This window comes from Streptomyces sp. NBC_01571, assembly GCF_026339875.1.
In the GTDB taxonomy this organism is placed as follows: Bacteria; Actinomycetota; Actinomycetes; order Streptomycetales; family Streptomycetaceae; genus Streptomyces.
This window is the reverse complement of the sequence record NZ_JAPEPZ010000001.1, coordinates 5,741,253-5,762,205: the sequence shown is the minus strand read 5'-3', so window position 1 is coordinate 5,762,205 and position 20,953 is coordinate 5,741,253. Positions and strand designations below refer to the sequence as shown.

Below are 20,953 nucleotides of genomic sequence, written 5' to 3'. Positions count from 1 at the left end.
GACTCGTGTCGTCACTCGACGCCTGCCGCCGGCCGTCCGGCCGGTCATCCGCCACCACCTCCCAACACCCCGTCCGCCAGCCCGATCACCACGGGCAGGACGCCGATCGCGAGGAACGCGGGCAAGAAGCACAGCCCCACGGGCACGGTGACCATGACGGCCGCCCTGCGTGCCCGCGCCGTGGCGCTACGCCCCCGTTCGGCGCGGGCCTCGGTGGCGATCCGCCCGACCGGGGCGGCCGCCGGTACCCCCGACTCGCCCGCCCGCTCCAGCAGCCGCGCCAGACCCCCGGCTCCCGGTATCGACGCCAACCTCCGCCACGCGTGTGCCGGTTCGCCCCCGAGCCGCACCTCCGCCGCACCCCGGGCGAGCCGCTCCCCGACGGGCCCGCCCAGGGCGTCGCCCACGGCCCGGGCCGCCGCCACGGGATCCGCGCCCGCCGCGATACAGGCCGCCACCAGGTCGGCGGCGAGCGGAAGTTGCCGGGCGGCCCGCGCCACGTCGTACTCCTCCACCGGTCCCGGCCCGCGCCGTCTGCGCCACCGAAGGATCCCGAGCCCCGCCATCAGCCCCGTCACGACCCCGGCCGGCCCTCCGACCAGCACCCAGCCCGCACACACGGCACCCGCCGGGGCCAGCCACCGCCGCCACGGGCCCCGGACGTCGAACCGCCGTCGCCGCGGCTCCCTCCGCAGGTCCAGCAACCCGGCCAGCCTCCTGCGCACGCGCCGCTCGTACCGCGCCCTGCCGAACGCCCGCGCCAGCCAGCCGAGCGCCAGTGCCCCGCACCCGAGCGTCCACAGCCTGTGGACGATCTCCGCGCTCATGCCGCCTCCGCTCCCTTCACGATGCGCAGCGCCCACCACAGCCCCACGCCTTCCAGCACCCCACCGACCAGCAGGCAGCCCAGGCCCGGCCCGCTGTGCAGGAGCACGTGCAGCGGATCCGCGCCCAGCGCCGTGCCGAGCAGCAGTCCGAGGACCGGGAGCCCCGCGAGCATCACCGCCGTCGACCGCGATCCCGCCAACTGGGCTCTCAGATCGGCCCGCTGGTCGCGCTCCGCGCGCAGCGCCCCTTCCAGGCGGTCGAGTCCCGCCGCAAGACCCGCGCCCCGGTCCACGGCCACCCGCCAGCACGCGGCGAGCCCCACCAACCCCTCGGCACCCGGCTGCCGTGCCGCACCGGTCAGCGCGTCCAGCACGTCCCCTCCGAACCGGGCAGCGGCCAGTACCGACGCCCGCGCCTCGCCGAGGCCGCCCGAGTCGTGCGCGGCATTCAGCAGCGCCTCGCCCGGCTGCCGTCCGGCCTGGACCTCCCCGGCGAGCGCCCCGCACAGGGCGATCACCGCGTCGCCCCGGCGCTCCCGTTCCCGGTCCGTCTCCCCGGCCCGTCGTACCCGCCGGAGCAACGGCACCCCCGCCGCGCCGAGGAGCAGCGGCAGGACCGAGGCACCCAGCAGTGCGACCGCCAACCCGGCCACCAGCGACCAGCCTTCGGGCCGCAGCCGTGCGCGCAGCCGCCGCCATCCGGCCCGCGCCCGCTCCCCCGCCGGCGGTCCGGCCATCACCGGTCCGCCCGCACACAGCAACCGCGCTCTGTGTGCCCCCGAGTCCCGCCCGCCGCCCATCAACCAGGCCGCCGTCCCGGCACACGCCATGGCCGCTCCCACCGACATCCCGTCCGTCCCCGTCACCACGGTCCGCTCCCCTCGCTTCCCTCGTGGAGCAGCTCCCGCAGCCGCTCCCAACCCGGTTCGTACGCGAACGCCAGTGCGCCCCACCGCAGCGCCGGCACCGTCACCACCAGCCCCGACGGATCGCGCTCCAGGACGTGCACCTCGGCGATGCGCCGTCGCCCCGCCCGATCGCGCACGAGATGCAGGACCACTGACAGCGCCGCCGCCAACTGGCTGTGCAGGGCGGCCCTGTCGAGCCCGGCGGCGGTGCCCAGGGCCTCCAGACGGGCCGGTACCTGTGCCGCCGCGTTCGCGTGCACCGTTCCGCAGCCGCCCACATGAACGGCTTAGCCGTACACGTACACTCAGCGGGCGCAAGACCAGAGGGAGCAACCGTGCCAACAGTCGTCATCTACGACCGACTCAGCCGCCTTTTCGCAGATGAGGCGCCCGACCACCGCATAGCAGCATGCAAGGCCTACGCCGAACAGCGCGGGTGGAACGTCGTCCATATCGCCACGGACGCCAACATCAGCGGCGCGAGCAAGCTGGAGGACCGGCCCGGCATGCGGGAAGTCCTTTCCTGGCTCCCCCGCTGTGACTACGTGCTGGCCGCCAAACTCGACCGCTTCGCCCGCAGCTCCCTGGAGTTCTACCGCTTGCTCGACGCAGCCAAGACTATGCGAGCAGCAATCGTCACCGCTGACAATCTGGTGTCACCGGAGAACGCAGGATTGATTATCGGTGTTCTTGCTGCGTTTGCCGAACATGAGCGAAAAATGATTACGGACCGAATCACAGCGAGCAAGGAACACTTTCGATCAAAGGGCAACCACCTGGGCGGCATCGCGCCGTATGGCTACGCCGTGACTGGTCCGGTGAATAACAAGCGATGGGTTATAGACGAGCCAGCGGCAGCCATCCTGCGTGAATGCGCCGACCGGCTGATGAACCATGGCGGAAGCCTCACGGGTCTCGCCGAGGAGCTGAACACGCGCGGAGTCCTGCCCCCGGCGGAGCATGCGCGCCAGCGAGACGGCCGGAAGCTGCGCGGGCAGCGTTGGCACTCCACAACCCTGCGGGATGTCCTGTACACGCCTACCGTCCGTGGCTGGGCCGTACAGGCGACTCCGGGCACCAGGCGCAGCGCGCTGACGAACAAGGCTGTTCTAGACGCCGAGAACAACCCTGTGAGCGCCGGTCCGGCCATCCTGGACGCCGAGACGTGGCAGACCGTGCGGAGCATCATCGACGGGAAGTCTGTGGGCCGTGGCGCTGAGCGGTCCGGCAAGGCGCTGTTGCTGCACGTCGCTCGCTGCTCGCTGTGCGATGGGCCCATGTACCGCCAGCGCCGAGCCGTCGACGGCAAGGACTACAGCACGTACGTATGCCGGGCAGGCGTGGGCAAGCGCGGAGCGCACGCACCTAACGTGATCATCGCGCGCCTGCTGGAAGAGCACGTAACTGCCGACTTCCTGAAGCGATTTGGGACGTTCAGCTTTGCTCGCTGGGTCGAGCCGGACGGGTCCGCAGTGCTCCAACTCGCAGACGTCACAGCACAGTTGGACAACCTGTCTGCCAGCATCCCGCACCTGCCCGCTGGTGGCCGGACGTGGCGTCTGGCCATGGCCCAGGTGGACGCGCTGGAACGGCGCGAGGCTGAGCTACGGACCGAGGCTGAGCACGCTGTAGGGCGCTGGGAAGACACGGGGGTCACGGTTGCCGACGAGTGGGAGCAGCGCGACGAGTCGGGGCGCCGGACCCTGCTCGCCGACCTGGGCGCACGCGTGATCATCGCGCCCCTGGCGCCTGGCAAGGCTCGCCGGTTCGACCCTGAGCGGCTGGCGCTGGCGTTCGCCGGTCCGGCATGGGTGCGCGACGCTGACCCCGCTGAGGCTGCCCTACAGGCCGTGGCACTGGAGGACCTACTGGACGCCTAGGCGCCCCTGAGCGCCCCTCTGCGCCCCGTTCGCTGGGTCCCTGGTGGATCCGGTGGGCGGGGCGCTTTTATGCCCGCTGACAGGCGCACAGGATTTCGGAAGTAATCTTCCGCATTATGAAAGTGCGATCGAATCGCTAGTTACACCCGTAGGCAGTCACACCGGTCTGAGGAGAGACACCGTGGCAGCAGAGGAAATGCTCAACGTGATCATGTCGTGGGAGCGCGAGAACTCCCACCGTGGCCGCCTGGTCCGCGCGTTCAAGTCCAACCTGGACAACGACCCAGCGAAGCAGGCGCACCGGCTGGCCCTGCTCGGCATCCACGCTGAGAAGCAGGCCAAGCGAAAGGCCGGACTAGTTCCAGCCTGAAATCCGAGATTCTGAGATCAAGCCACCTGGCATCGCGCTGGGTGGCTTTTCTCTGGCCCTATTTCGTCATGTTCTGCCATGCCAGCCATGACGTATGGGCGACGAAATAACACCCTGTCATGCCGTAACCCTGACGCAAGAAATGCCGTATTGACGAAAGGATGACGGAACTGATGACCCGTCAGCAGCTCATTTCACTACTGCGCGTAGCTGAGTCGACCCTGTGGGAACTGGTCGGCACCAACGAGGATGCCGCCCGCACACACCAGGAAATAGCCAGTGCGCTGCGCGCTGTGGACGCCGAGGGAAGCTGCCAGCGATGCGGAAACCCGCTGGCCAACAGCGGTATGGGCCGCCCGCGCCGGTACTGCTCGGACAACTGCCGCAAGTATGCGTACGCAGAGCGGAAGGCTTCCTAGACAGCGAGAGAGGCGACTACTTGCTGTAGTTGGTTTCTTTATTCTGATTACAAAACACATCCTACATACTTCCTAATGATTCTTAGGGAGTAACCAGGACCCGTTCCGCAATCTGATTTAGGGAACACACCATGAGCGAACGACGCTACGACTGCGCGTACTGCGGAACCTGGCTGCCCAGCGAGTCACACACCGGCCGTGACGTCCGCGCCGACCGCCGGTACTGCTCTGACCCGTGCCGACAGCGAGCATGGAAGGAAGCGCAGCCCAAACCCGCTGACAAGGTCTGCCGCCTATGTGGCAAGTCCTTCCGTCCGCTGAGAGGGAACCAGACTTACTGCGACTTTGACGAGCAGGCGGACGCTGACTGCGCGGAACTCCAGAACGAGCAGGCATGGGCAGCGAATAGCGCCGACGGCGAGCGTCAGGACCACTGCTGCGAGCACTGCGGAGAATGGGTCGGTAACGAGGGTGGCCGGGGTCGTCCGCGCCGGTTCTGTGCCCCTCGCTGCAAGACTGCCTTTTACCGGGCCCAGCGAAAGGCGGGGGCCAGTGCATAAGGTCAAGCCCTGCCGAATCTGTTACCTGGCCCTACCCGCTGACGGTCCGCCGTATTGCGCTGACTGCCTGCGCTGTGTGAGCTGTAAGGGACCGGTCGAGTACGCCGCCAGCATGCGCGTAATCCGGTGTCAAGCCTGCCGTATGGCTCGCTGAGCGCCTCTCAGTCTCGCCCTGGGGAATCCAGCCAGGGCGCCTGCGTTCGGCTGTCTGTAGGCCGTATGGCGGTTCACGACGGAAGTGCGATCGAACCGCTAGATATGTTCGAGGGCGCCACGCGCCCCGAGACAACTGGTAGGGCTGCACCCCCTGAAACCGAGTCTCACCCATGATCTAGGCCCGTGGGCCCGGATTCACTCCCTGTCGTGCAGGACAGGTCGAAGTGAACCGGTGCCTACGGGCCTTTTTGTTTTCCGCCAGCCTGGGCGCCCTGCTCGCTGCTCACGCAAACGATCACCCCTCGCCGGCTCGGGCATTCTCGCTGGTCAACGCGCTGCGCCGCCCGTCCACGACCGTTCCCAGTCTGCAAATCGGAGCGCCCATGCTGCTCGCCGTATTCACCACCCTGGCTGCCCTCTGTGCGACGGCCAGCGCGACAACCCATTTCACTCGCTGAGCCACCTACCAAAACTGGTAGGTGCCTACCCCTGGGAATCCACCATGACGACACCCACACCCGCTGACATCGCACCCAAGTACGCCCGGCCGAACAGCCCGAGCACTGCCGCTCGTTTCGCGGTCGAGCAGGTTGCAGCATCGCTGGCCGAATCGATCGAGCAGGACGATTCCCTTGACCTGGACGCAGTTGCCGCCCTGGCCGAGCTAACCCGCCACCTTGCAGCCCTGACCCAGTCACAGGCAGCCATGATGAACGCCATTCGTGCGAAGCATCAGACGGCCAGTGCATTCATGGCGCGCTGATGGGCCGCTCACGCCAGGGCAAGAGGTGAGTGTGCCGAATGTTGTTCGCTCTCTCGCTGTCCCTCATGGACATCTACAGCGCAGAGGATGCACCCGCTGACGCTGCGCCGTTCATGTGCCCCAGATGCCTTGCGCCTGTATCGCTACAGGTGCACACCAACAAGCGCCCCCATTGGTCGCACCGGCGCAACTCGGAATGCCCGCTGCGCCGTGACGCAGTAACTACCACTGGATACCGGGCGCGTGTTGCCCAGGAGCTAACCACCTATGCGCCGTAGGGCGCGAAATGGAGATTCACTGTGTCTGACGAGATTTTCCACTCCCCCGACATCACTGGTCTACCGCCCAAGTCGCTGATGCCCAAGAGCGTGCACAAGTTGTACGACGCTCGCGAGGCTGCGTATGGGCGCTGGGCCGATTTCGAGGCGGACCACGCCGAACTTACGGCGTCCAATTGGGAAGCGGCGTATGCCGCCAAGGATGAGGCTGCCGGGCGTGAGGCTGTCGCCAATGGTGCGGACCCGCTTTCTGTTCCTTCCGCGCTGGCGCAGGCCCGTGACGAGCGGCCCCGTGTGGTCGGCGCACTGCGCGCCCTGGTGGCCGAGGTGGTCAAGGCTGACAACGCGCTGAAGCAGGCTGTACGGCTCGAACTCGGCACCATCGGCTCTGCCATTCAGCAGCGGGTGTCCGAGGCCGCAGACGCCTACATAGCGGCTCAGCAGGTCGCAGACAGCGCGCGGGGCGAATACGGGGCCGCCCTGCTGCTGCGTTCCTGGCACGCCAACTGGGCCAAGCTGACCCTTTACACCGATTACCAGGAGCACGCTGACGCCGAGCCGATGACTGCCAGCGAGGGACCGGCCGTTGACCCATACGGCAAGCCTCTGCGGGGCGCTGCTGAGGTCAACGCCATCGATAGCAGCTACGGCCGTCTGCCGACATTCAAGGCAGTCACTATCCGCAGCGCGACCAATGGACAGGTCCTTGAATTGACTGGCCGTCATGCCGAGTCGCACGCTGCCGCCCATGTCAAGGCTGGCCACGCTGAGTACGTGGACCCGGGCGCCGAGAAGCAGTAAGCACGGCCACGCCAAGCGCACTGCCGCTGAAATTCGCATCTATGCGCCGACTGGCGCCGAGAGGAATACCAATGTCTGACAACATCCCGCTCGTTGACCCGACTCCGACCTACCTGGCGCCCGTTCAGCTACCCGCCGACGTGGCCAAGCACTACGCAGCGCGCGAGGCTGCCTATGAGCGCCTGGTGGATTTCGAGGCCGAGCAGTACGACGTGCTCGACCCCATGTGGAAGGCGCATTTCGAGGCGATCGACAAGCGCAACGCTGCTGCCGCCATCCGTGCCGGTAAGGACCCGTTCGCTGGTGACACCGAACTGGGCAAGGCTGAAAAGCGCCGTGCCCGTGCCCTGGGCGCCCGCCAGGCGCTATACGAGGACCTGCGAGCCGCTGACGCTGCCCTGTTCCGCGCATGGTCTGCTGCCGTGCCGGATCTGGTCCCCGATGCTGGCGCCGCCCTGCGCACTGCGGCTGACGCCTACCGCAAGGCTGACAATGCCGCTCGCGTTGCCCGTGATGCATTCCGGCAGGCTGCCCAGGTGCGCACCTTCCTGGCGCTATTCAAGGCTGGCGAACAGCGAGAGTACGGGGGTGGCTATGTGCCCCGTGCCGATGCTCACGCGCGAGGCTCTGAGGAAATCTCCCAGGTTCTCGGCGCGCTGGATTCCATGGGCATCACTGACCCTTACGCCGAGAATGGCGAGCCTGACAACCTGGTCAACCGTGCGCGGCTGGTTGTCGGTGCGACCAACAGTTTCATCAAGGGCGTATAAGCGACTACGCCGGGGGTCGGCCACCTACCAAAACCGGTGTGTGGTCGGCCCCTTGGCGCTGAGAAACGAGGAACACCATGTACGTCAAGATCAATGCCGGATTCCAAGTCACCTACCAGGGCGCCGTATTCAGCGGCGGGCAGATACTGCGCAATGTGCCGTCCGCTGTTGCGCAGGGCTGGATAGACCAGGGCACTGCCACTGCCTACACCCCGCCGCGCACCAGGGAGAACACGTTCGAGGACGAGTGGGGGAACTATGTCTGATCCCCTGCTCACCCTGGCCCCGTACCTGGCCCCCTCGCGTGAGCCTGCCTACCTCGCTGCCGTCCGCCTGGCTGAGGCTGCTGTGTCCGGCCGTAGGCGTGCCTCCCTCGCTGCCGACTGGCTCACCTTCGACGGGCAGCCAGCGCGGGTGGTGCAGACCCTTGCCGACCACGTGCTCATGCCTACCGACAGCGCACGCGTGGACGTCTACGAGGCACTCGGCACGCTGCGCGATCTGCTCGACCTGAACTGACCACCACCTACCAAGACTGGTAGGTGCCCCTGGCCGCCTGGCTGGCTGCCCGCCTGGCCCCGTGCCCCCGCCCATCACGCTATGCAATGTTCTCAAGTTCTGACTTTCTGTCAGACGTTGCATTGAGTGACCAAGGGGGTGGGGGGTGACCCCTTAGGGGGGGTGGGGACCTAGAACGCGGGGGAGGGCTCCGAGGTGTGCGCCCAGTTCAAAGACCCCGATTGTGGCCTACGTCACAGGCCGGCTGCGCGCTCCGTAATCGGTCCACTACTTTCCGTTGAACCCATCCGTCACAGCGAGTGAACCTCGGGCTATCACTCGGGGTGACATTCGCCCTGGTGGCCGACTGACAGCGCGCAGCGCCCCCAACTTCCCTACTCGGGCCCCTGGTTGACCCCTACGCCGGGGGCCCCTGCCATGCCCTGGAGACTCTTTTGAACCGTCATTCAGTAGCCAACTGGGCCCGGTACACAGCCCTGTTGGCCGCCATGCTCATCAGCTTCACGACCCAGCAACACCTAGCGGTCACGCACGGGGTGCCCGGCTGGCCGTCCTACGCCGTGCCCCTGGCCGTCGACCTGTTCCTAGTCTGGTCCGTCCGGTCACGCCGTGACGTCCTGTTCGCCGTGGCCGTGGCCGTGTCCGCCAACGTGGCCGGTGTCCTGACCGCTGAGTCTCTCGCCAGCGTCGATACCTGGGTGTCCGCTGGTCTGCACGCTGTGTTCCCCGTGACCCTGTACCGGATGCATCGGCCAGCACGCCCCCTGGTGACCGCTGAGGCGCCTGCCGTGGCCGAGTCGGCACCCGTGGCCAGCGCGCCAGCGATAGCGCCCCCTGCGCCCGCTGAGGCTGCGCCGGACAGTTGGCCGGACGTCGACCTGTGGCAGGACTTTGCCGACAGCGAGGCGGACGCCCTGGCCACCCCGCCGACTGTCGAGGACATGCGCGCAACCGTGGCCACCCTCGCTGACCGGCATGGCCGACCGGTGACCGGCCGAATGGTCGCCGACCACTTTGGGGTGTCCGAGCGCACCGGACGCCGTTACCTGCGAATGGCCGAGGAGGCTGCCGCATGAGTCACAACCGCATCCGTGTCCACCTACGGTCGGACGAGATGGAAGCACTGCGCCGGATCGCTGAGGATTCCGGCCAGAGCTTCAACAAGGTGATGCGCGAGGCGCTGCGCAGGCTGGCCGACCTGGACGAGCCAGAGGCGTAGCCAGCGCCCCGGCCCCTGGTCCATTCCCGCTGTGGGAGTGGCTCAGGGGCCGTTCTGTCGTCGGCGAGCAGTTGGGCCGGATGTGGTGCACGTCACGTTGACAGCAGCAGGCATTATGTGATAACTGATTTTCCTAACGTTGCCTCAGATGCCTTGACATTTTGCAATCTCACACCGTCTCAGATGTAGGTGACGAGTCGTTAGATGCGTTGGTTGACAGCGGGATGGAAGTATGCTCAGAGCTGTGACCTGGTCGTTTGCGCTGTGGCGTTGCCTGTGCTAGCGCCCTGAGTTGCCAAGCTGCGCGCCGTGTGCTAGAAGCGAATAGATTCTTTACCTTCACTGGTCTTGACTTACCGCCGGTAATCCCCATTGGCCCAACGACTCGCCGGGCGTCAAAACGGGATATACGCCCTGGGCACACACAGCAGAGCGCCCCTGTACCGCGCTGGGCAGTACAGGGGCGCTCTCGATATTCCTAGCGGCGCCTACGGGCGCATGCCCCGCAACGCTGCGCCGATGTCCCGTGCGCTGTCTCCCCAGAGGGGCAGGTCTACAGCCTGGTTACCGGCCACGGCGTTAGCCGCGATTGTCAGCAGCTCGCCGAGGGACTCCACCACACGTGCCAGCACGAACGCCCCTTCCTCGGCCCCGAGCGGCTCGTCTGCCTCGCACATGGCGGAAGCCAGCGCATGCCATGTAGCGGCAGTTTCAAGCGCCACAACGTCTGCCGCCTTGTCCAGCGCGCTGCCAGGCTCCGTAACGGCGTACGCCCGCTTGCCTGTCGCTGCGTCGTACCCGAGGGTGCGAAGTCCGCGCGCCACTGGCCAGCTCACGCCCAAGGCATCGCAGTGAAGCCCAGCGTGATCAGCAGTACGCACGCAGGGGAAGCGGCTGAGACGGCCGGTGTCGCCACAGTGCGGGTGCTCGCTGGAGTTGTGTACGTCCGGGTGCCTCATGCTGCTGCCGCCTTGGGCGCCAGTAGGCTCGGTCATAGGTCGACTCCTAATCAGTCGGCTAGCCCCTGGGGATTGGCCCTTGCCCGGCCACCCTGGGGGCGTTTTTGTTGTCCGCTAAGCGTAGGCGATAGGGAGTAGTGGTGGGTAGCGGTTGGTAGTAGCGGCAGGTAATGCGCGGTGGAAGGCAGGCGTTTACGGTCGCAGTGTGGACAAGATCAGCCCCGACTCACCCGCGTACGTTTATGAGCAACTCGCCGCGATTCTTGAGCGCAAGATCAGGACCGGCGAGTATCCGCCTGGCTCACGCCTGCCTGGTGAGCTTGTGATGACGCATGACTATGGCGTCGGTCCAGGCACTGTGCGCCGTGCGCTGACGATCCTGCGGGATGCGGGACTTGTGGTCACCCGTCCGGCGCGAGGGACGTTCGTGGTGGACCCGCTTCCGGCATCAGACGACGCATAATCGCTGGTCAGAGGCGCCCTAGCGTCCCTGGAAAAGTGGCGGCGCCGGTAGCTGTCGCCGTGTATGGTTGACCCGATCACTCGCCCTCGTGGCCGGTGTTGAGCGCCGCCAGCAGCGACACGACCTCCGGTCCGCGCACCTCACCGACGACCAGCCGGTCCGGTCTCATGCGCAGCGCCTGGCGGACCAGGTCCTGCAGTGCCACGAGCCCGGCACCCTCCTGGTTGGCGGGCCGCCCCTCCAGCCGGACCACATGGGGGTGGTCGGGCCGCAGCTCCGCCGAGTCCTCGGCCAGCACGATCCGCTCCCCGGGGCCGACCAGCCCCAGCAGCGCGCTCAGCAGCGTCGTCTTGCCGAACCCGGGACAATGACGCCACTGGTGAGCCACACTCATGAGGATGAAGCCCACCCCAGCGGCGGTCAGCCGGACGCGCGCGGTCATCTACTGCCGCATCTCCCAGGACCGGACGGGCGCCGGCCTCGGCGTCGACCGGCAGCGGGAAGACTGCGAGGAGCTGGCCAAACGCCACGGCTGGGACGTCGTCGAGACCTACGTCGACAACGACGTGAGCGCGTTCTCCGGCAAGAAGCGCAAGCGCTACGAGGAGATGCTCGCCGACCTCGAGCAGGGCACCGCCACCGTGGTCATCGCCTGGCACACCGACCGGCTCCACCGCTCGCCCACCGAGCTGGAGAAGTACATCGACCTGTCCGAGCGCCGCGGCGTCGCCACGCACACCGTGCAGGCCGGGACGATCGACCTCGCCACGCCGTCCGGCCGGATGACCGCGCGGATCCTCGGCGCCGTCGCCCGCCAGGAGTCCGAGCACAAGGGGCACCGCGTCGCCCGCGCCCGCCAGCAGAAAGCCATGGCCGGCAAGTGGGCGGGCGGGATCCGGCCGTTCGGCTGGGGCGTTCCCACGGGCGAGACGACCAAGAGGGTCGACCGGAAGACGGGCGAGGAGCTCGAGGTCGACGTCCTCGACATGACCAAGCCCGTACCCGAGGAGGCTGCCGCGGTCCTGCACTGGACGGACACGCTGCTGTCCGGCGGGTCGATCCGCTCGTGCGTGAAGTGGTGCGAGGACAAGGGCCTGAAGACGCCGCGCGGCAACACGATCTCCCACCAGGACCTGCGAGACATGCTCGTGCGCCCGAGGAACGCCGGGATCGCCGTGTACCGGGGCGAGGAAGTCGGGCGGGGGCTGTGGGAGCCGATCGTCCCGGAGGAGAAGTTCAGGGCCGTCGTGGCGATCCTGTCGGACCCGTCACGCCAGACGAACCGCGGGGCGCAGCCGAGGTGGATGGGGTCGCTGCTGTACCTGTGCGGCCGCGACGAGTGCGGCCGCGGCATGACCGTGACGCAGTCCGGCGGGCGACAGTATCCGAGCTACAAGTGTGCGAGCGGGCACGGCGGCGGGCGGCGGGCGGAGATCGTGGACCAGTACGTCGAGGACACGATCGTCGCGCGGCTGTCACGGGACGACGCGGAGGACCTGCTCCTGCCCGGCCCCGAGGACATCGACGTGGCTGGGCTGCAGGCGGAGAGCGAGCAGATCCGCCGGCGGATGACGGACCTGGCGGGCCTGTTCGGTGCTGGGCAGCTCGAGCTGGAGCCGTTCACCGAGGGGATGGAGACGGCCCGCGCCCAGCTGGAGGGCGTCACCAAGCAGCTCGCCCGTGCGGCGACAGTGGATCCGCTCGTCGGCCTGGTCGGCGCGCCGGACGTGCGGAAGGCGTGGCGGGCGCTGAGCCTGGAGCAGAAGCGCAACGTCCTGCGCGCGGCACTCGTCGTCACGCTGGTCAAGCCGCGCTCAGGACGCATGCCCGACGGCGGGTACTTCGACTACGACGCCGTGCAATTCTCTTGGAAGCGCGGCAAGGCCTAAGGAGGTCCTTCCGCCAGGTTCGGAACGCTCACGTCTCGCTGACGCCCCCGGTGTTGTCAGAAATTCGAGTTCGCGCCATTGGATCGCCGGTCTCAACAATTTCGCGCAGATCCTCAGGTAGGGCGGGTAGAAGCCATCCACGCTGCCGCATATCTTCTCGATCGTCACGGATTGACAGGGCCAATGCGCGCACGCTTTCAAGGTGAGAGCGCCCCATCGCTGCCCGTGCCGTGAACCCCTCCGCATCCCTTCGTGCATCCGCTACCGCGCGCTGAAGTTCAAGAGTCCGCTCACTGATTCGCGATAGTTCGTCCATCAACGCATACCCCTCTGGGGTGTCTCCCCTTACGCGCTCCGCGCGCTGGGCAACTTCGGCTTGCTCCTCGATCGCACGCCTCAACTGGTCTTGATATGCCGCATGCATTGCTCGCGCCTGCCCCGCCCGGCTGTCGTCAACGTCCAGAAATTGCAGCTCCTTCAGCCGGCCCATCAAGGTCCCGATCCTCATCGTGTACCTCCGGTATCGGTACAGCGCTACGTCATCGCTCTCCCCTGGCGTTACGTCGCTAATATCAGCGAATCCAGAAAGCCAGTCGACCGCTCGGAGCGGGGAATCCAAAACCCCCGGAAGCGGCTCTACTTCCTGTTCGTAGCCGACTGGGAAAATCAGGGTCGCCGGCGGGACGCCAAGGGCAGTCGCCAGAACAAGAACCTCCGCCACCGTCACGTTCCCCCGTCGGCCGTTCTCCAAGTTGGAGAGAACGGTTCGAGGGATCGGCGCTCCAAGCTCTGCGCACCTGTCCGATAGGCGCTGCGCACTCATGCCTCGCTGCTGACGGATGCGGCGTACCTCGTTCGCGATGGTCGTGCTAACGCGTGCCATCCAGTCCAGTTGCTCCATATCGACCCAACTTACAGGGAGGGTTGAACTGTGCCAACCCATCCGCTAGTTTCAGTCATGTCGACCCAAGTGACACAGGAGTTGGGTGGAGATGACGCAACACCTGCGCCGTGATGGCGCAACCAGAGGGATGAGCAGGGGTGAGTTGCTGGCCTTGCCGGCGAGCATCGACGTAGAAACCGCAGGTCGCGCCCTCGGGCTCGGACGAACTACGGCCTACGCGCTGACGAAGAGCGGTGAGTTCCCTTGCGCGGTCATCCGTGCGGGACGGAGCTACCGCGTCGTCACTCAGGACCTTCTGCAGCTTCTTCACATCACGCCGGAGAACAGCGACGGGGCCAGGTCTAGCCACCCGGCCCCGTCTGACGAGAACAGCTCAGTCCACCAGCGCTAACCAGCAAGACGGCGGCACCCGGGGTCTAGCCACCCCATCAGTGCCGCCGCCGGAAAGAACGCGTCCTCATGGCCATGAAAGCACAGGCGCCAGCGACGGCAAAGGCGCCGTCGACTCCGATCGACCAGCGCGACAATCTCACGTCCGCCCAGGTGTGCGACCTCCCGATGGACGAGTTGCTTGCTCGGGTGAACGGCAGCCTCGACTCCACCGGCATCAACGAGCCGGGCTTCTTCGGCTACGTCACCGTCACCGCATCGGGGCGCATCACCATCTACAGCCCGACCTGCCTCGGCGACGACACCCGTGACGCGGCCATCCGCTTCCTCATCACCCAGCACCTCGGCCTGTCGGCGCACCTCTTCCCTGACGTCTTCCAGGTCACCCGCTTCGAGATCCCGGGCGAGGTGCAGGCGTGACCGACGAAGAGCGCCGCGCCGCGCGCCCCGTCCGGTTCGAGGACCAGGCCCGCAACGCCGCGTACTGGGCGCGCATCGACGCGATCGTTGACGAGGCTCCGCCCTTTACGGACCATCAGCGCGCCGTGATCAGGGCCGCGTTCCACCAGCCCGTGGCACGGGAGGCGGCGTGAAGGACATCGCTCACCCCGAGTGCGGCCACTGGGTCGGCGAACAGCGACACCACTGCAAGGAGGTCGACGGCGTCCGGCTTTACGTCATCGGACACCGCTGCCCCGTCCACACCCCGCGAGCCCTGCAGGGTCTGCCCGAAATCCCGACCGGCCCCGGCTGGCCCATCCACCGCAAGGAGACGCCGTGAGCAAGCACCGCCCCGGCCAGTGGCCCGTGCCCGAGCCGGCCACCCTCGACGCGGTCGGCCAGACCGACACCACCACTGACGAGCTGTACGTGAAGCGCGCCGCAGAGAAGGCCCTGCACGAAATGTGCCTCGACTCCATCCGGCACGACCTCGAGCAGCAGCCCACCGGGCCGTCCGCCCAGGCCAAGGCCCGCATCTGGTGCGCCCACATCCTCGCGATCGCCGACGACGTCGCCCAGGTCAAGCGCCGAGCGGCCTGACCCGCGGGGCGGGCGACGCATCCCCCAGCGGCGCCCGCCCCGCCACACGAACCACTGATCCAGCTCGTAGAAGAGAGCACGTTCGTGACTGAACCACTCGCCTACAACCGGCTCGCGGATCATCTCGCGGGCATGGGAGTGCGCGGCCGCTACCAGGGCGGAGCCCTCCGGGTCCCCGGCCTGTGCCACGACGGCGATGCCCCCGGCACTGTCGCCATCAGCCGCGGCAGCAACGGCGTGGTCATCCACTGCCACAAGTGCAACGACAACAGCGGCTTCCTGGAGGCCATCGGCTGGACCGCCGCCGACCTGTTCGACGAGCCGCTCGAGCGGACCCGGGACCGGCCCATGGACGACCAGTGGATCCCGTGCCAGACCCGCGACAAGGCGCACCGGCGGGTCGCCCAGTACGTCTACCGCGACGAGAACAAGCTGACCGTCCACGGCGTCACCCGGTGCGATCACAAATGTTTCGCGCAGTGGCGGCCCGAGCCGAGCACCAAGTCCGGCCGCCGCTGGTCCCTCAACGACGAGCACGGCAACCGCCTGGTCCGTGTCGTGCCGTACCGGCTGCCCCAGATCCTGGAGGCGAAGGAGGCCGACCGGGTTGTCTGGATCGCCGAGGGCGAGAAGGACGTACACGCACTCGTCGACCACGGACTCGTCGCCACCTGCAATGCGGGCGGCTCGGGCAAGTGGACGGCCGAGCATGCCCAGCACCTCGAAGGCGTAGACGTCACCGTCGTCGCCGACCGCGACGACAAAGGCCGCGAACACGCCGTCGCCGTCGTCAACACCCTGCTCGGCATCGCCCGCTCCATCTATGTCGTCCAGGCCCTCACCGGCAAGGACGCCGCCGACCACTTCGCCGCCGGCCACGCGGACTCCGAGTTCAACCAGGTGTGGGCGCCCGTCCCGTACCCCGGCGACCCGGCGGAGGCGGCATGAGCAGCGCGCCCAACTGGGCCCCGAACGTCGAATCCCCGTCCTGGGACAAAGGCGTCCACGCAGAAGACCTCCGCGGCTGGGAAGACCCCGTACCGCTCGACCCGCCTCCCGCCCCGCACCTGGACGCGTCCAAGCTGCGCGGCATCGGGACCATGGCGCAGGCCGTCTCCGACAGCCTGCAGGTGCCCGTCGACCTGCCCGCCTGGCTGGGTATGGCCGTCGTCTCCACCGCCATCGGCGGGCGACGCACCGTCAGCCCCAAGCCGGACTGGGTCGAGCCCGTCACGCTCTACACCATGCCCGTCGCGGCGCCCGGCGAGATGAAGTCGCCTGCCCTGGGCCTCATGGCCAAACCGATCTTCGAGGAGCAGAAGCGGCGCCGCCTGGAGGACGGCCCGGCCATCGCGAGGGACCAGCAGGACAGGCGGATCGCGGAGGCATGCGTCTCCGACGCCGAGTCCAAGGTCATCAAGGCGGGCGACCCGGCGAAGAGGAAGACCGCGCGCGACCTGCTCGACGCGGCACGGGATGAGTTGGACCTGCTCGGTGAGCCCAAGGTCTTCACGCAGCTGATCGCCGACGACACCACGCCCGAGGCGGCAACCGACGTCATCGCCGAGCAGGGCGAGCGCCTGGCCGTGCTCTCCACGGAGAGCTCGTTCCTCGGCAATGTCGGCGGCCGGTACAGCAAGAACGCGAACCCTGAGATCGTCCTCAAGGCGTGGAGCCAGGAACCCCACGCGGTCAACCGCAAGAGTGGCCGGCCGCTACTGCTCGAGCGCCCCAACCTGTCGCTCGGCCTGGCCGTACAGCCCGGATTCCTCACCGGCATGGGCGAGACCGGCGACGTTTTCGAAGCCCGCGGCCTGATGGCCCGATTCATCTTCTCGATGCCCGCCAGCCGCGTCGGCGATCGCGTGTACGACACCGACCCCATCCCGCCAGAGACCAGCCAGGCGTGGGGCGCCCGGGTCAAAGACATGATGGCGTCGATCTGGGACGACGACGAGCCGCAGGAGATGCAGCTCGACCGCAAGGCGAAGGAATCCTTCCGCTCCTTCTGGGAGGCGCTCGAGCCCCGGCACAAGTCGCACGGCGACCTTGCCGCCATCGAGGGCTGGGCGAAGAAGCTGCCCGGCCAAGTGCTGCGCATCGCCGCGGTCCTGACCCTGTTCGAGAACCCGCAGGCGCTGATCGTGCCGGGCGACGTGATGGACGACGCCGTGTCCCTGGTTCCCTACCTGATCGCTCACGCCCGCTTGGTGTCCGACCTGATGTCGGCCGAGCGTCAGTCGAAGCTCGGGCCCGCCCGCGCGGTCCTCGACTGGCTGCGCCGTAAGGAAGTTGAAGGGCGCTTCTCTGCTGGCGATGTGGAGAAGGGCGTCCGGGGTCAGGCCTGGTGCACGGAGATGGCTGACGTGGACGACGCATTGGACGTTCTGGTGCGAGCCGGCTGGGCCCGTCAGATCGACCCGCCTGAGCGCAAGGAGGGGCAGAAGGGGCGACCGCAGAAGCGCCGGTTCGTGACCCACCCGGATGTGACGAGCAGGACGGAGAGCCGGGTTATCTCCATTAATTCCATGCCTCGGGGTGCCGCGTGAGAGGTCCTGGCATTACCTCCAGGACTCTCCGTAAGCCTATTTCTAACTAATTATTACTCTGCGTAACCATGAGCTAACCCCTGGGTCACCACTAGCGGGCCCATCCCTCACCTTGAACGTCCCCAACCCATGGAATTAATGGAGGAAAGGCCGCCGTGAACGTCGATGACCTCGTGCAAGAGCGGATAGCCGCCGCTGCGGCCCGAGCCGAAGCCGCCAAGCGCCGGCGCGCCGCCTTCAAAGCCGCCCGGCAGCGCGGCCTCGCCGCCCGCCACGCACAGAAGCTCCGCAACCTTTCCGCCCGCACGACGGACGGAACCGTGACCGAGACGGTCACGGCTGACACCACCACCGAGGAGATCCAGTGACCGACGACTTCACCGACGTCGACGCCAAGGCTCTGTGCGACGAGCTCGGCGTCGAGACGAAGACCATCACCGACACCTTCGGCCGCACGCACCTGGTCATCGACGAAGCCGGCATGCGGAAGCTCGCCGACCACGCCCCGATCGGCGCCGTCGCCGCACACGCCAAGGTCGACCAGATGTTCGCCGCCGTCCGCGACCACTGGAAGGAGAACTCATGACCACCGCGAAGACCGCCCGCCTGGCGTTCACCCGGGCCGCCCGTCTCACCGAATCTCTCGCCGCCCTGCGCGATCTCTACGGCGTGTACCCGCAGTTGACCGTCACCCCGGACGCTGTCCTGGTGGCCATCCCCTGGACAGACGGCCGCGGTGACATGCGCGAGGCCTTCGCTGGGGACATCGCCCTGCTGCTCGGCACCGAGCTGACCGTCACGGGCGGCGCCTGCGAAGACGACCAGTGGATCGGCCTCGCCGCCGACGGCGAGTTCGGCGGGGCCAGGGTCCACGTCGTCCTCACCTTCCCGCCCGCCCCTGTCGAGGAGCGCCAGTGACCGTGACCTTCCGCGACTGGCTCGGCCAGAACCGGCGCCGCTCGGCCGTGTTTGCCATGTTCGCCGACACGCCTGGCGCGTGGACCACCGCCGAGGAACTCCATGCGGAACTGCACCCCGCCAGGGTCGACAGCCGTGAGTGCGTCTTCCTCGCCTCAGCCAAAGACGCCTGGCTTGGCATGACCGACCAGTGGGAGTACGACTGCGCGGACTGCGGCACCGACAGCACGGACGAGCGGTACATGGTCACCGACCAGACGTGGGAGGCGTCGGGCATGTGCCCGTTCGGCTTCCTGTGTGTCGGCTGCATCGAACAGCGGCTCGGCCGTCGCCTGACGGCTGCGGACTTCCTCGACTTGCCGCTCAACCGCGATTCGAGATTCCAGCGCAGTGAGCGGCTTACCGCCCGGCTGGCCACCAGTACCTGACCCGCACGTAAACGGCCGGCCCGCGGGAACCGGGCCGGCCACCCGTCCAGCACACCACAGAAGGAGCCCTCCGTGTCCGGAGAGACCGTGATTACCGTCGTCGGCAACCTGGTCGACGACCCCGAGCTGCGCTTCACCCCGTTCGGGGCGGCCGTCGCCAAGTTCCGTATCGCCTCCACCCCCCGCGTCTTCAACCGCGAGGCCAACGAGTGGAAGGACGGCGAAAGCCTGTTCCTGACCTGCTCCGTCTGGCGGCAGGCAGCGCAGAACGTCGCCGAGTCCCTGCAGCGCGGTATGCGCGTCATCGTGCAGGGCCGGCTGAAGCAGCGGTCCTACGAGGACCGCGAGGGCGTCAAGCGCACCGTGTACGAACTCGACGTCGACGAGGTCGGCGCGAGCCTCACCCGCGCCACCGCCAAGGTCACCAAGAACCCGAGCGGCGGGGGGCAGCAGCAAGGGGGTGCGCCCACCGCAGACCCCCGGGGCGGAGCCCAGCCCGCCAACGGCCAGTCCCAGGGCGGCGGGTGGTCAACCACCCCGCCCGCCCCGGCCGCCGCCGGCCACCCCGAGAACCCCCCGTTCTGATCTAGGAGTCGACGTGTCCCTCAACGAGATCCAGCTGCTCATCATCGGCATGGGCCTCGGCGTGGTGCTGATGAACCTGCTGCACATGCGGTGGGACGAGCAGTCCCGCCGCAGCACCGCCGCCTCACGGGCCGCACGCAAGCAGGCGACCGCGGACCTGTTCTACAGCGGCTTCCGCCTCTACCGGCTGCGGAACCGGAGCCGGGTGTGACCGCGGAACTGCGGGACGCCCTGCGCGCGAGGCTCGCCCCCTTCACCGACCCGGATGGCGACTTCAGGTCCACGGCGGAATCCGTCGTCGACGGCCTGATGGAAGTCGTCGACCCGCTGCACCAGATGTACCTCCAGGCCATGGCCGACCTCGGCCGCGCCATGGACCAGCTGGACGCCCGCGGCAAGCAGAAGTTTCCGATCGGAACCCACCGCTACTCGGGGGATGGCTTCGACGCGCCGTGCACGGCCTCCGGGTACGGCACGGCGTGCGGCGCCACCGAGTACGACCACACGGAGACGACGTGGACGTGAACGCGTGCGAGCTGTGCGGCGAGACCGCCGGCGGGCGCTACCTGTGCGAGCGCCACACCGTGCAGCTGGCCCTGCGCCTGACCACGCTGCCCGTCCTGGACGGCGAGCTCGCCCTGCACCTGGTGCCCGCGCGCACCGGGTTCGGCGAGCCCGTCACCGGGCGGGGCGCCGGGCCGAGGTCGCCGATCAACGAGAGCGTCCTCGACCTCATGGAGGCCAACCGGGCGGCGAAGGTCGTCCACGCCCGGCGCGTGGACGTGCAGCGCGCCCGGTGGCCGGAGCACTCCGCGCCGCCCCCGTCCGGCCTGGCCGCGGACTGCCGGTGGCTGGGCATGGAGCTGGAGTGGATCGTCTCCAGCTACCCGGCGGCCGGCGAGATGGCGCGAGAGCTGCACGAGCTGGAGCGCGAACTGCGCTCCCTCGGCGCGGACACGGGGCCCGCGCGCGAGGGGCTGTGCGTCGCGGTCACGGACGACGCGGGCACGGTGTGCGGCGCGGTCCTGTCCCGCGGGTCGGATCGGGTGGTGCGGTGCCGGTGGTGCGGGACGGAGTACCGGACCGAGCAGGACCTGCTGCTGCTCATGCACTACCAGCCGAAGGAGGCGTCGGATGCCTGAGCGGATCGTGACGTGCCGCGTCCTGTCCGGGCGCGGCACCCAGTGCACGGGCGAGGCGGTCGACCCGACCGCCGAACTGAAGATCTACGCCCGTCACTTGGCGGAGGCGCAGCGGCTCATCCATGAGGCGTTCCAGCGGGCCAAGAGGTCCGCATGATGTCGCCACGGGTGTTGACGAGTGTCGCCACCCCTGGCTACAGTTGTGGAACCGCCAC

Annotated in this window: 32 protein-coding genes and 2 pseudogenes; 29 read left to right on the top strand and 5 right to left on the bottom strand. The window is 67.9% G+C overall.

The window, feature by feature from the left end; genetic code table 11:
* Positions 1-44 precede the first annotated feature (44 nt).
* The 3 genes and pseudogenes from OHB41_RS26080 to OHB41_RS26070 form a co-directional block, all read right to left on the bottom strand.
* Positions 45-827: a type II secretion system F family protein gene (locus tag OHB41_RS26080; RefSeq protein WP_266700600.1), complete on the bottom strand. Its 783-nt coding sequence runs from the start codon at positions 825-827 to the stop codon at positions 45-47.
* Positions 824-1,675, bottom strand: a complete 852-nt coding sequence (locus OHB41_RS26075; protein WP_266706129.1) for a type II secretion system F family protein — start codon at positions 1,673-1,675, stop codon at positions 824-826. Before OHB41_RS26075 ends, OHB41_RS26080 begins: the two co-directional genes overlap by 4 nt.
* 14 nt (positions 1,676-1,689) lie before the next feature.
* A pseudogene (locus OHB41_RS26070) lies at positions 1,690-2,016 on the bottom strand (ATPase, T2SS/T4P/T4SS family); the annotation flags it as partial.
* 54 nt (positions 2,017-2,070) lie between these two features.
* On the opposite strand from OHB41_RS26070, the gene OHB41_RS26065 reads away from it, so the two are divergent.
* From OHB41_RS26065 to OHB41_RS26015, 12 genes are all read left to right on the top strand, one after another.
* Positions 2,071-3,615, top strand: coding sequence for a recombinase family protein (locus OHB41_RS26065; RefSeq protein WP_266700599.1), 1,545 nt, complete (start codon positions 2,071-2,073; stop codon positions 3,613-3,615).
* A gap of 181 nt (positions 3,616-3,796) precedes the next feature.
* Positions 3,797-3,985, top strand: a complete 189-nt coding sequence (locus OHB41_RS26060) for a hypothetical protein (protein ID WP_266700598.1) — start codon at positions 3,797-3,799, stop codon at positions 3,983-3,985.
* A 161-nt stretch (positions 3,986-4,146) separates the two neighbouring features.
* Positions 4,147-4,404, top strand: coding sequence for a hypothetical protein (locus tag OHB41_RS26055; protein WP_266700597.1), 258 nt, complete (start codon positions 4,147-4,149; stop codon positions 4,402-4,404).
* 1,218 nt (positions 4,405-5,622) lie between these two features.
* On the top strand, positions 5,623-5,883 hold the full coding sequence (locus tag OHB41_RS26050; protein WP_266700596.1) for a hypothetical protein: 261 nt from the start codon (positions 5,623-5,625) through the stop codon (positions 5,881-5,883).
* A gap of 38 nt (positions 5,884-5,921) precedes the next feature.
* Positions 5,922-6,161, top strand: a complete 240-nt coding sequence (locus OHB41_RS52680) for a competence protein CoiA family protein (RefSeq protein ID WP_526024963.1) — start codon at positions 5,922-5,924, stop codon at positions 6,159-6,161.
* Between the two features lie 21 nt (positions 6,162-6,182).
* Positions 6,183-6,962: a hypothetical protein gene (locus OHB41_RS26045; protein WP_266700595.1), complete on the top strand. Its 780-nt coding sequence runs from the start codon at positions 6,183-6,185 to the stop codon at positions 6,960-6,962.
* A 71-nt stretch (positions 6,963-7,033) separates the two neighbouring features.
* Positions 7,034-7,732, top strand: a complete 699-nt coding sequence (locus OHB41_RS26040; RefSeq protein WP_266700594.1) for a hypothetical protein — start codon at positions 7,034-7,036, stop codon at positions 7,730-7,732.
* A gap of 77 nt (positions 7,733-7,809) precedes the next feature.
* Positions 7,810-7,998, top strand: a complete 189-nt coding sequence (locus tag OHB41_RS26035; protein ID WP_266700593.1) for a hypothetical protein — start codon at positions 7,810-7,812, stop codon at positions 7,996-7,998.
* Positions 7,991-8,251 (top strand): hypothetical protein, encoded by a 261-nt coding sequence (locus OHB41_RS26030; protein ID WP_266700592.1) that lies wholly within the window; start codon positions 7,991-7,993, stop codon positions 8,249-8,251. Before OHB41_RS26035 ends, OHB41_RS26030 begins: the two co-directional genes overlap by 8 nt.
* Positions 8,252-8,739: 488 nt before the next feature.
* Positions 8,740-9,327: a transfer protein spdA gene (locus OHB41_RS26025; protein WP_266706127.1), complete on the top strand. Its 588-nt coding sequence runs from the start codon at positions 8,740-8,742 to the stop codon at positions 9,325-9,327.
* On the top strand, positions 9,324-9,470 hold the full coding sequence (locus OHB41_RS26020) for a ribbon-helix-helix protein, CopG family (protein WP_266700591.1): 147 nt from the start codon (positions 9,324-9,326) through the stop codon (positions 9,468-9,470). Before OHB41_RS26025 ends, OHB41_RS26020 begins: the two co-directional genes overlap by 4 nt.
* A gap of 1,164 nt (positions 9,471-10,634) precedes the next feature.
* Positions 10,635-10,892: a GntR family transcriptional regulator gene (locus tag OHB41_RS26015; protein WP_266700590.1), complete on the top strand. Its 258-nt coding sequence runs from the start codon at positions 10,635-10,637 to the stop codon at positions 10,890-10,892.
* 82 nt (positions 10,893-10,974) lie between these two features.
* Here OHB41_RS26015 and OHB41_RS26010 read toward each other — a convergent pair.
* Positions 10,975-11,253 (bottom strand): annotated as a pseudogene (locus tag OHB41_RS26010) (ATPase, T2SS/T4P/T4SS family); the annotation flags it as partial.
* Positions 11,254-11,290: 37 nt separating this feature from the next.
* Between OHB41_RS26010 and OHB41_RS26005 the strand changes: the two are divergent.
* Positions 11,291-12,781 (top strand): recombinase family protein, encoded by a 1,491-nt coding sequence (locus tag OHB41_RS26005; protein ID WP_266700589.1) that lies wholly within the window; start codon positions 11,291-11,293, stop codon positions 12,779-12,781.
* Between the two features lie 28 nt (positions 12,782-12,809).
* On the opposite strand, the gene OHB41_RS52675 is transcribed toward OHB41_RS26005, so the two are convergent.
* Positions 12,810-13,664 (bottom strand): helix-turn-helix domain-containing protein, encoded by an 855-nt coding sequence (locus OHB41_RS52675; protein WP_526025060.1) that lies wholly within the window; start codon positions 13,662-13,664, stop codon positions 12,810-12,812.
* Positions 13,665-13,773: 109 nt separating this feature from the next.
* On the opposite strand from OHB41_RS52675, the gene OHB41_RS25995 reads away from it, so the two are divergent.
* From OHB41_RS25995 to OHB41_RS25920, 16 genes are all read left to right on the top strand, one after another.
* Complete coding sequence (locus OHB41_RS25995; protein WP_526024962.1) at positions 13,774-14,076, top strand: helix-turn-helix transcriptional regulator; 303 nt, start codon at positions 13,774-13,776, stop codon at positions 14,074-14,076.
* Between the two features lie 68 nt (positions 14,077-14,144).
* The gene (locus OHB41_RS25990) at positions 14,145-14,495 is read left to right on the top strand and encodes a hypothetical protein (RefSeq protein ID WP_266700587.1); all 351 of its coding nucleotides are present in this window, start codon (positions 14,145-14,147) and stop codon (positions 14,493-14,495) included.
* Entirely contained in the window at positions 14,492-14,668 is a 177-nt protein-coding gene (locus OHB41_RS25985; protein ID WP_266700586.1) for a hypothetical protein, read from the top strand. Before OHB41_RS25990 ends, OHB41_RS25985 begins: the two co-directional genes overlap by 4 nt.
* The gene (locus OHB41_RS25980) at positions 14,665-14,856 is read left to right on the top strand and encodes a hypothetical protein (RefSeq protein ID WP_266700585.1); all 192 of its coding nucleotides are present in this window, start codon (positions 14,665-14,667) and stop codon (positions 14,854-14,856) included. The genes OHB41_RS25985 and OHB41_RS25980 overlap by 4 nt, the downstream gene beginning before the upstream one ends.
* A complete protein-coding gene (locus OHB41_RS25975) occupies positions 14,853-15,116 on the top strand; it encodes a hypothetical protein (RefSeq protein WP_266700584.1) in 264 nt (87 codons plus the stop codon). The genes OHB41_RS25980 and OHB41_RS25975 overlap by 4 nt, the downstream gene beginning before the upstream one ends.
* Before the next feature lie 84 nt (positions 15,117-15,200).
* Positions 15,201-16,064 (top strand): hypothetical protein, encoded by an 864-nt coding sequence (locus tag OHB41_RS25970; protein ID WP_266700583.1) that lies wholly within the window; start codon positions 15,201-15,203, stop codon positions 16,062-16,064.
* The gene (locus OHB41_RS25965; protein WP_266700582.1) at positions 16,061-17,665 is read left to right on the top strand and encodes a YfjI family protein; all 1,605 of its coding nucleotides are present in this window, start codon (positions 16,061-16,063) and stop codon (positions 17,663-17,665) included. The genes OHB41_RS25970 and OHB41_RS25965 overlap by 4 nt, the downstream gene beginning before the upstream one ends.
* 155 nt (positions 17,666-17,820) lie before the next feature.
* A complete protein-coding gene (locus OHB41_RS25960) occupies positions 17,821-18,033 on the top strand; it encodes a hypothetical protein (protein ID WP_266700581.1) in 213 nt (70 codons plus the stop codon).
* The gene (locus tag OHB41_RS25955; protein ID WP_266700580.1) at positions 18,030-18,251 is read left to right on the top strand and encodes a hypothetical protein; all 222 of its coding nucleotides are present in this window, start codon (positions 18,030-18,032) and stop codon (positions 18,249-18,251) included. The genes OHB41_RS25960 and OHB41_RS25955 overlap by 4 nt, the downstream gene beginning before the upstream one ends.
* Positions 18,248-18,583, top strand: a complete 336-nt coding sequence (locus OHB41_RS25950) for a hypothetical protein (RefSeq protein ID WP_266700579.1) — start codon at positions 18,248-18,250, stop codon at positions 18,581-18,583. The genes OHB41_RS25955 and OHB41_RS25950 overlap by 4 nt, the downstream gene beginning before the upstream one ends.
* Positions 18,580-19,011, top strand: a complete 432-nt coding sequence (locus tag OHB41_RS25945; protein ID WP_266700578.1) for a hypothetical protein — start codon at positions 18,580-18,582, stop codon at positions 19,009-19,011. The genes OHB41_RS25950 and OHB41_RS25945 overlap by 4 nt, the downstream gene beginning before the upstream one ends.
* A gap of 72 nt (positions 19,012-19,083) precedes the next feature.
* Positions 19,084-19,596 (top strand): single-stranded DNA-binding protein, encoded by a 513-nt coding sequence (locus OHB41_RS25940; RefSeq protein WP_266700577.1) that lies wholly within the window; start codon positions 19,084-19,086, stop codon positions 19,594-19,596.
* 13 nt (positions 19,597-19,609) lie between these two features.
* Positions 19,610-19,807, top strand: a complete 198-nt coding sequence (locus OHB41_RS25935) for a hypothetical protein (protein WP_266700576.1) — start codon at positions 19,610-19,612, stop codon at positions 19,805-19,807.
* Positions 19,804-20,121 carry a hypothetical protein gene (locus OHB41_RS25930; RefSeq protein WP_266700575.1) on the top strand — a complete coding sequence of 106 codons (318 nt, stop codon included), beginning with the start codon at positions 19,804-19,806 and terminating at the stop codon, positions 20,119-20,121. The genes OHB41_RS25935 and OHB41_RS25930 overlap by 4 nt, the downstream gene beginning before the upstream one ends.
* Positions 20,112-20,738, top strand: a complete 627-nt coding sequence (locus OHB41_RS25925; protein WP_266700574.1) for a hypothetical protein — start codon at positions 20,112-20,114, stop codon at positions 20,736-20,738. Before OHB41_RS25930 ends, OHB41_RS25925 begins: the two co-directional genes overlap by 10 nt.
* Positions 20,731-20,895 carry a hypothetical protein gene (locus OHB41_RS25920; RefSeq protein WP_266700573.1) on the top strand — a complete coding sequence of 55 codons (165 nt, stop codon included), beginning with the start codon at positions 20,731-20,733 and terminating at the stop codon, positions 20,893-20,895. The genes OHB41_RS25925 and OHB41_RS25920 overlap by 8 nt, the downstream gene beginning before the upstream one ends.
* Positions 20,896-20,953 lie beyond the last annotated feature (58 nt).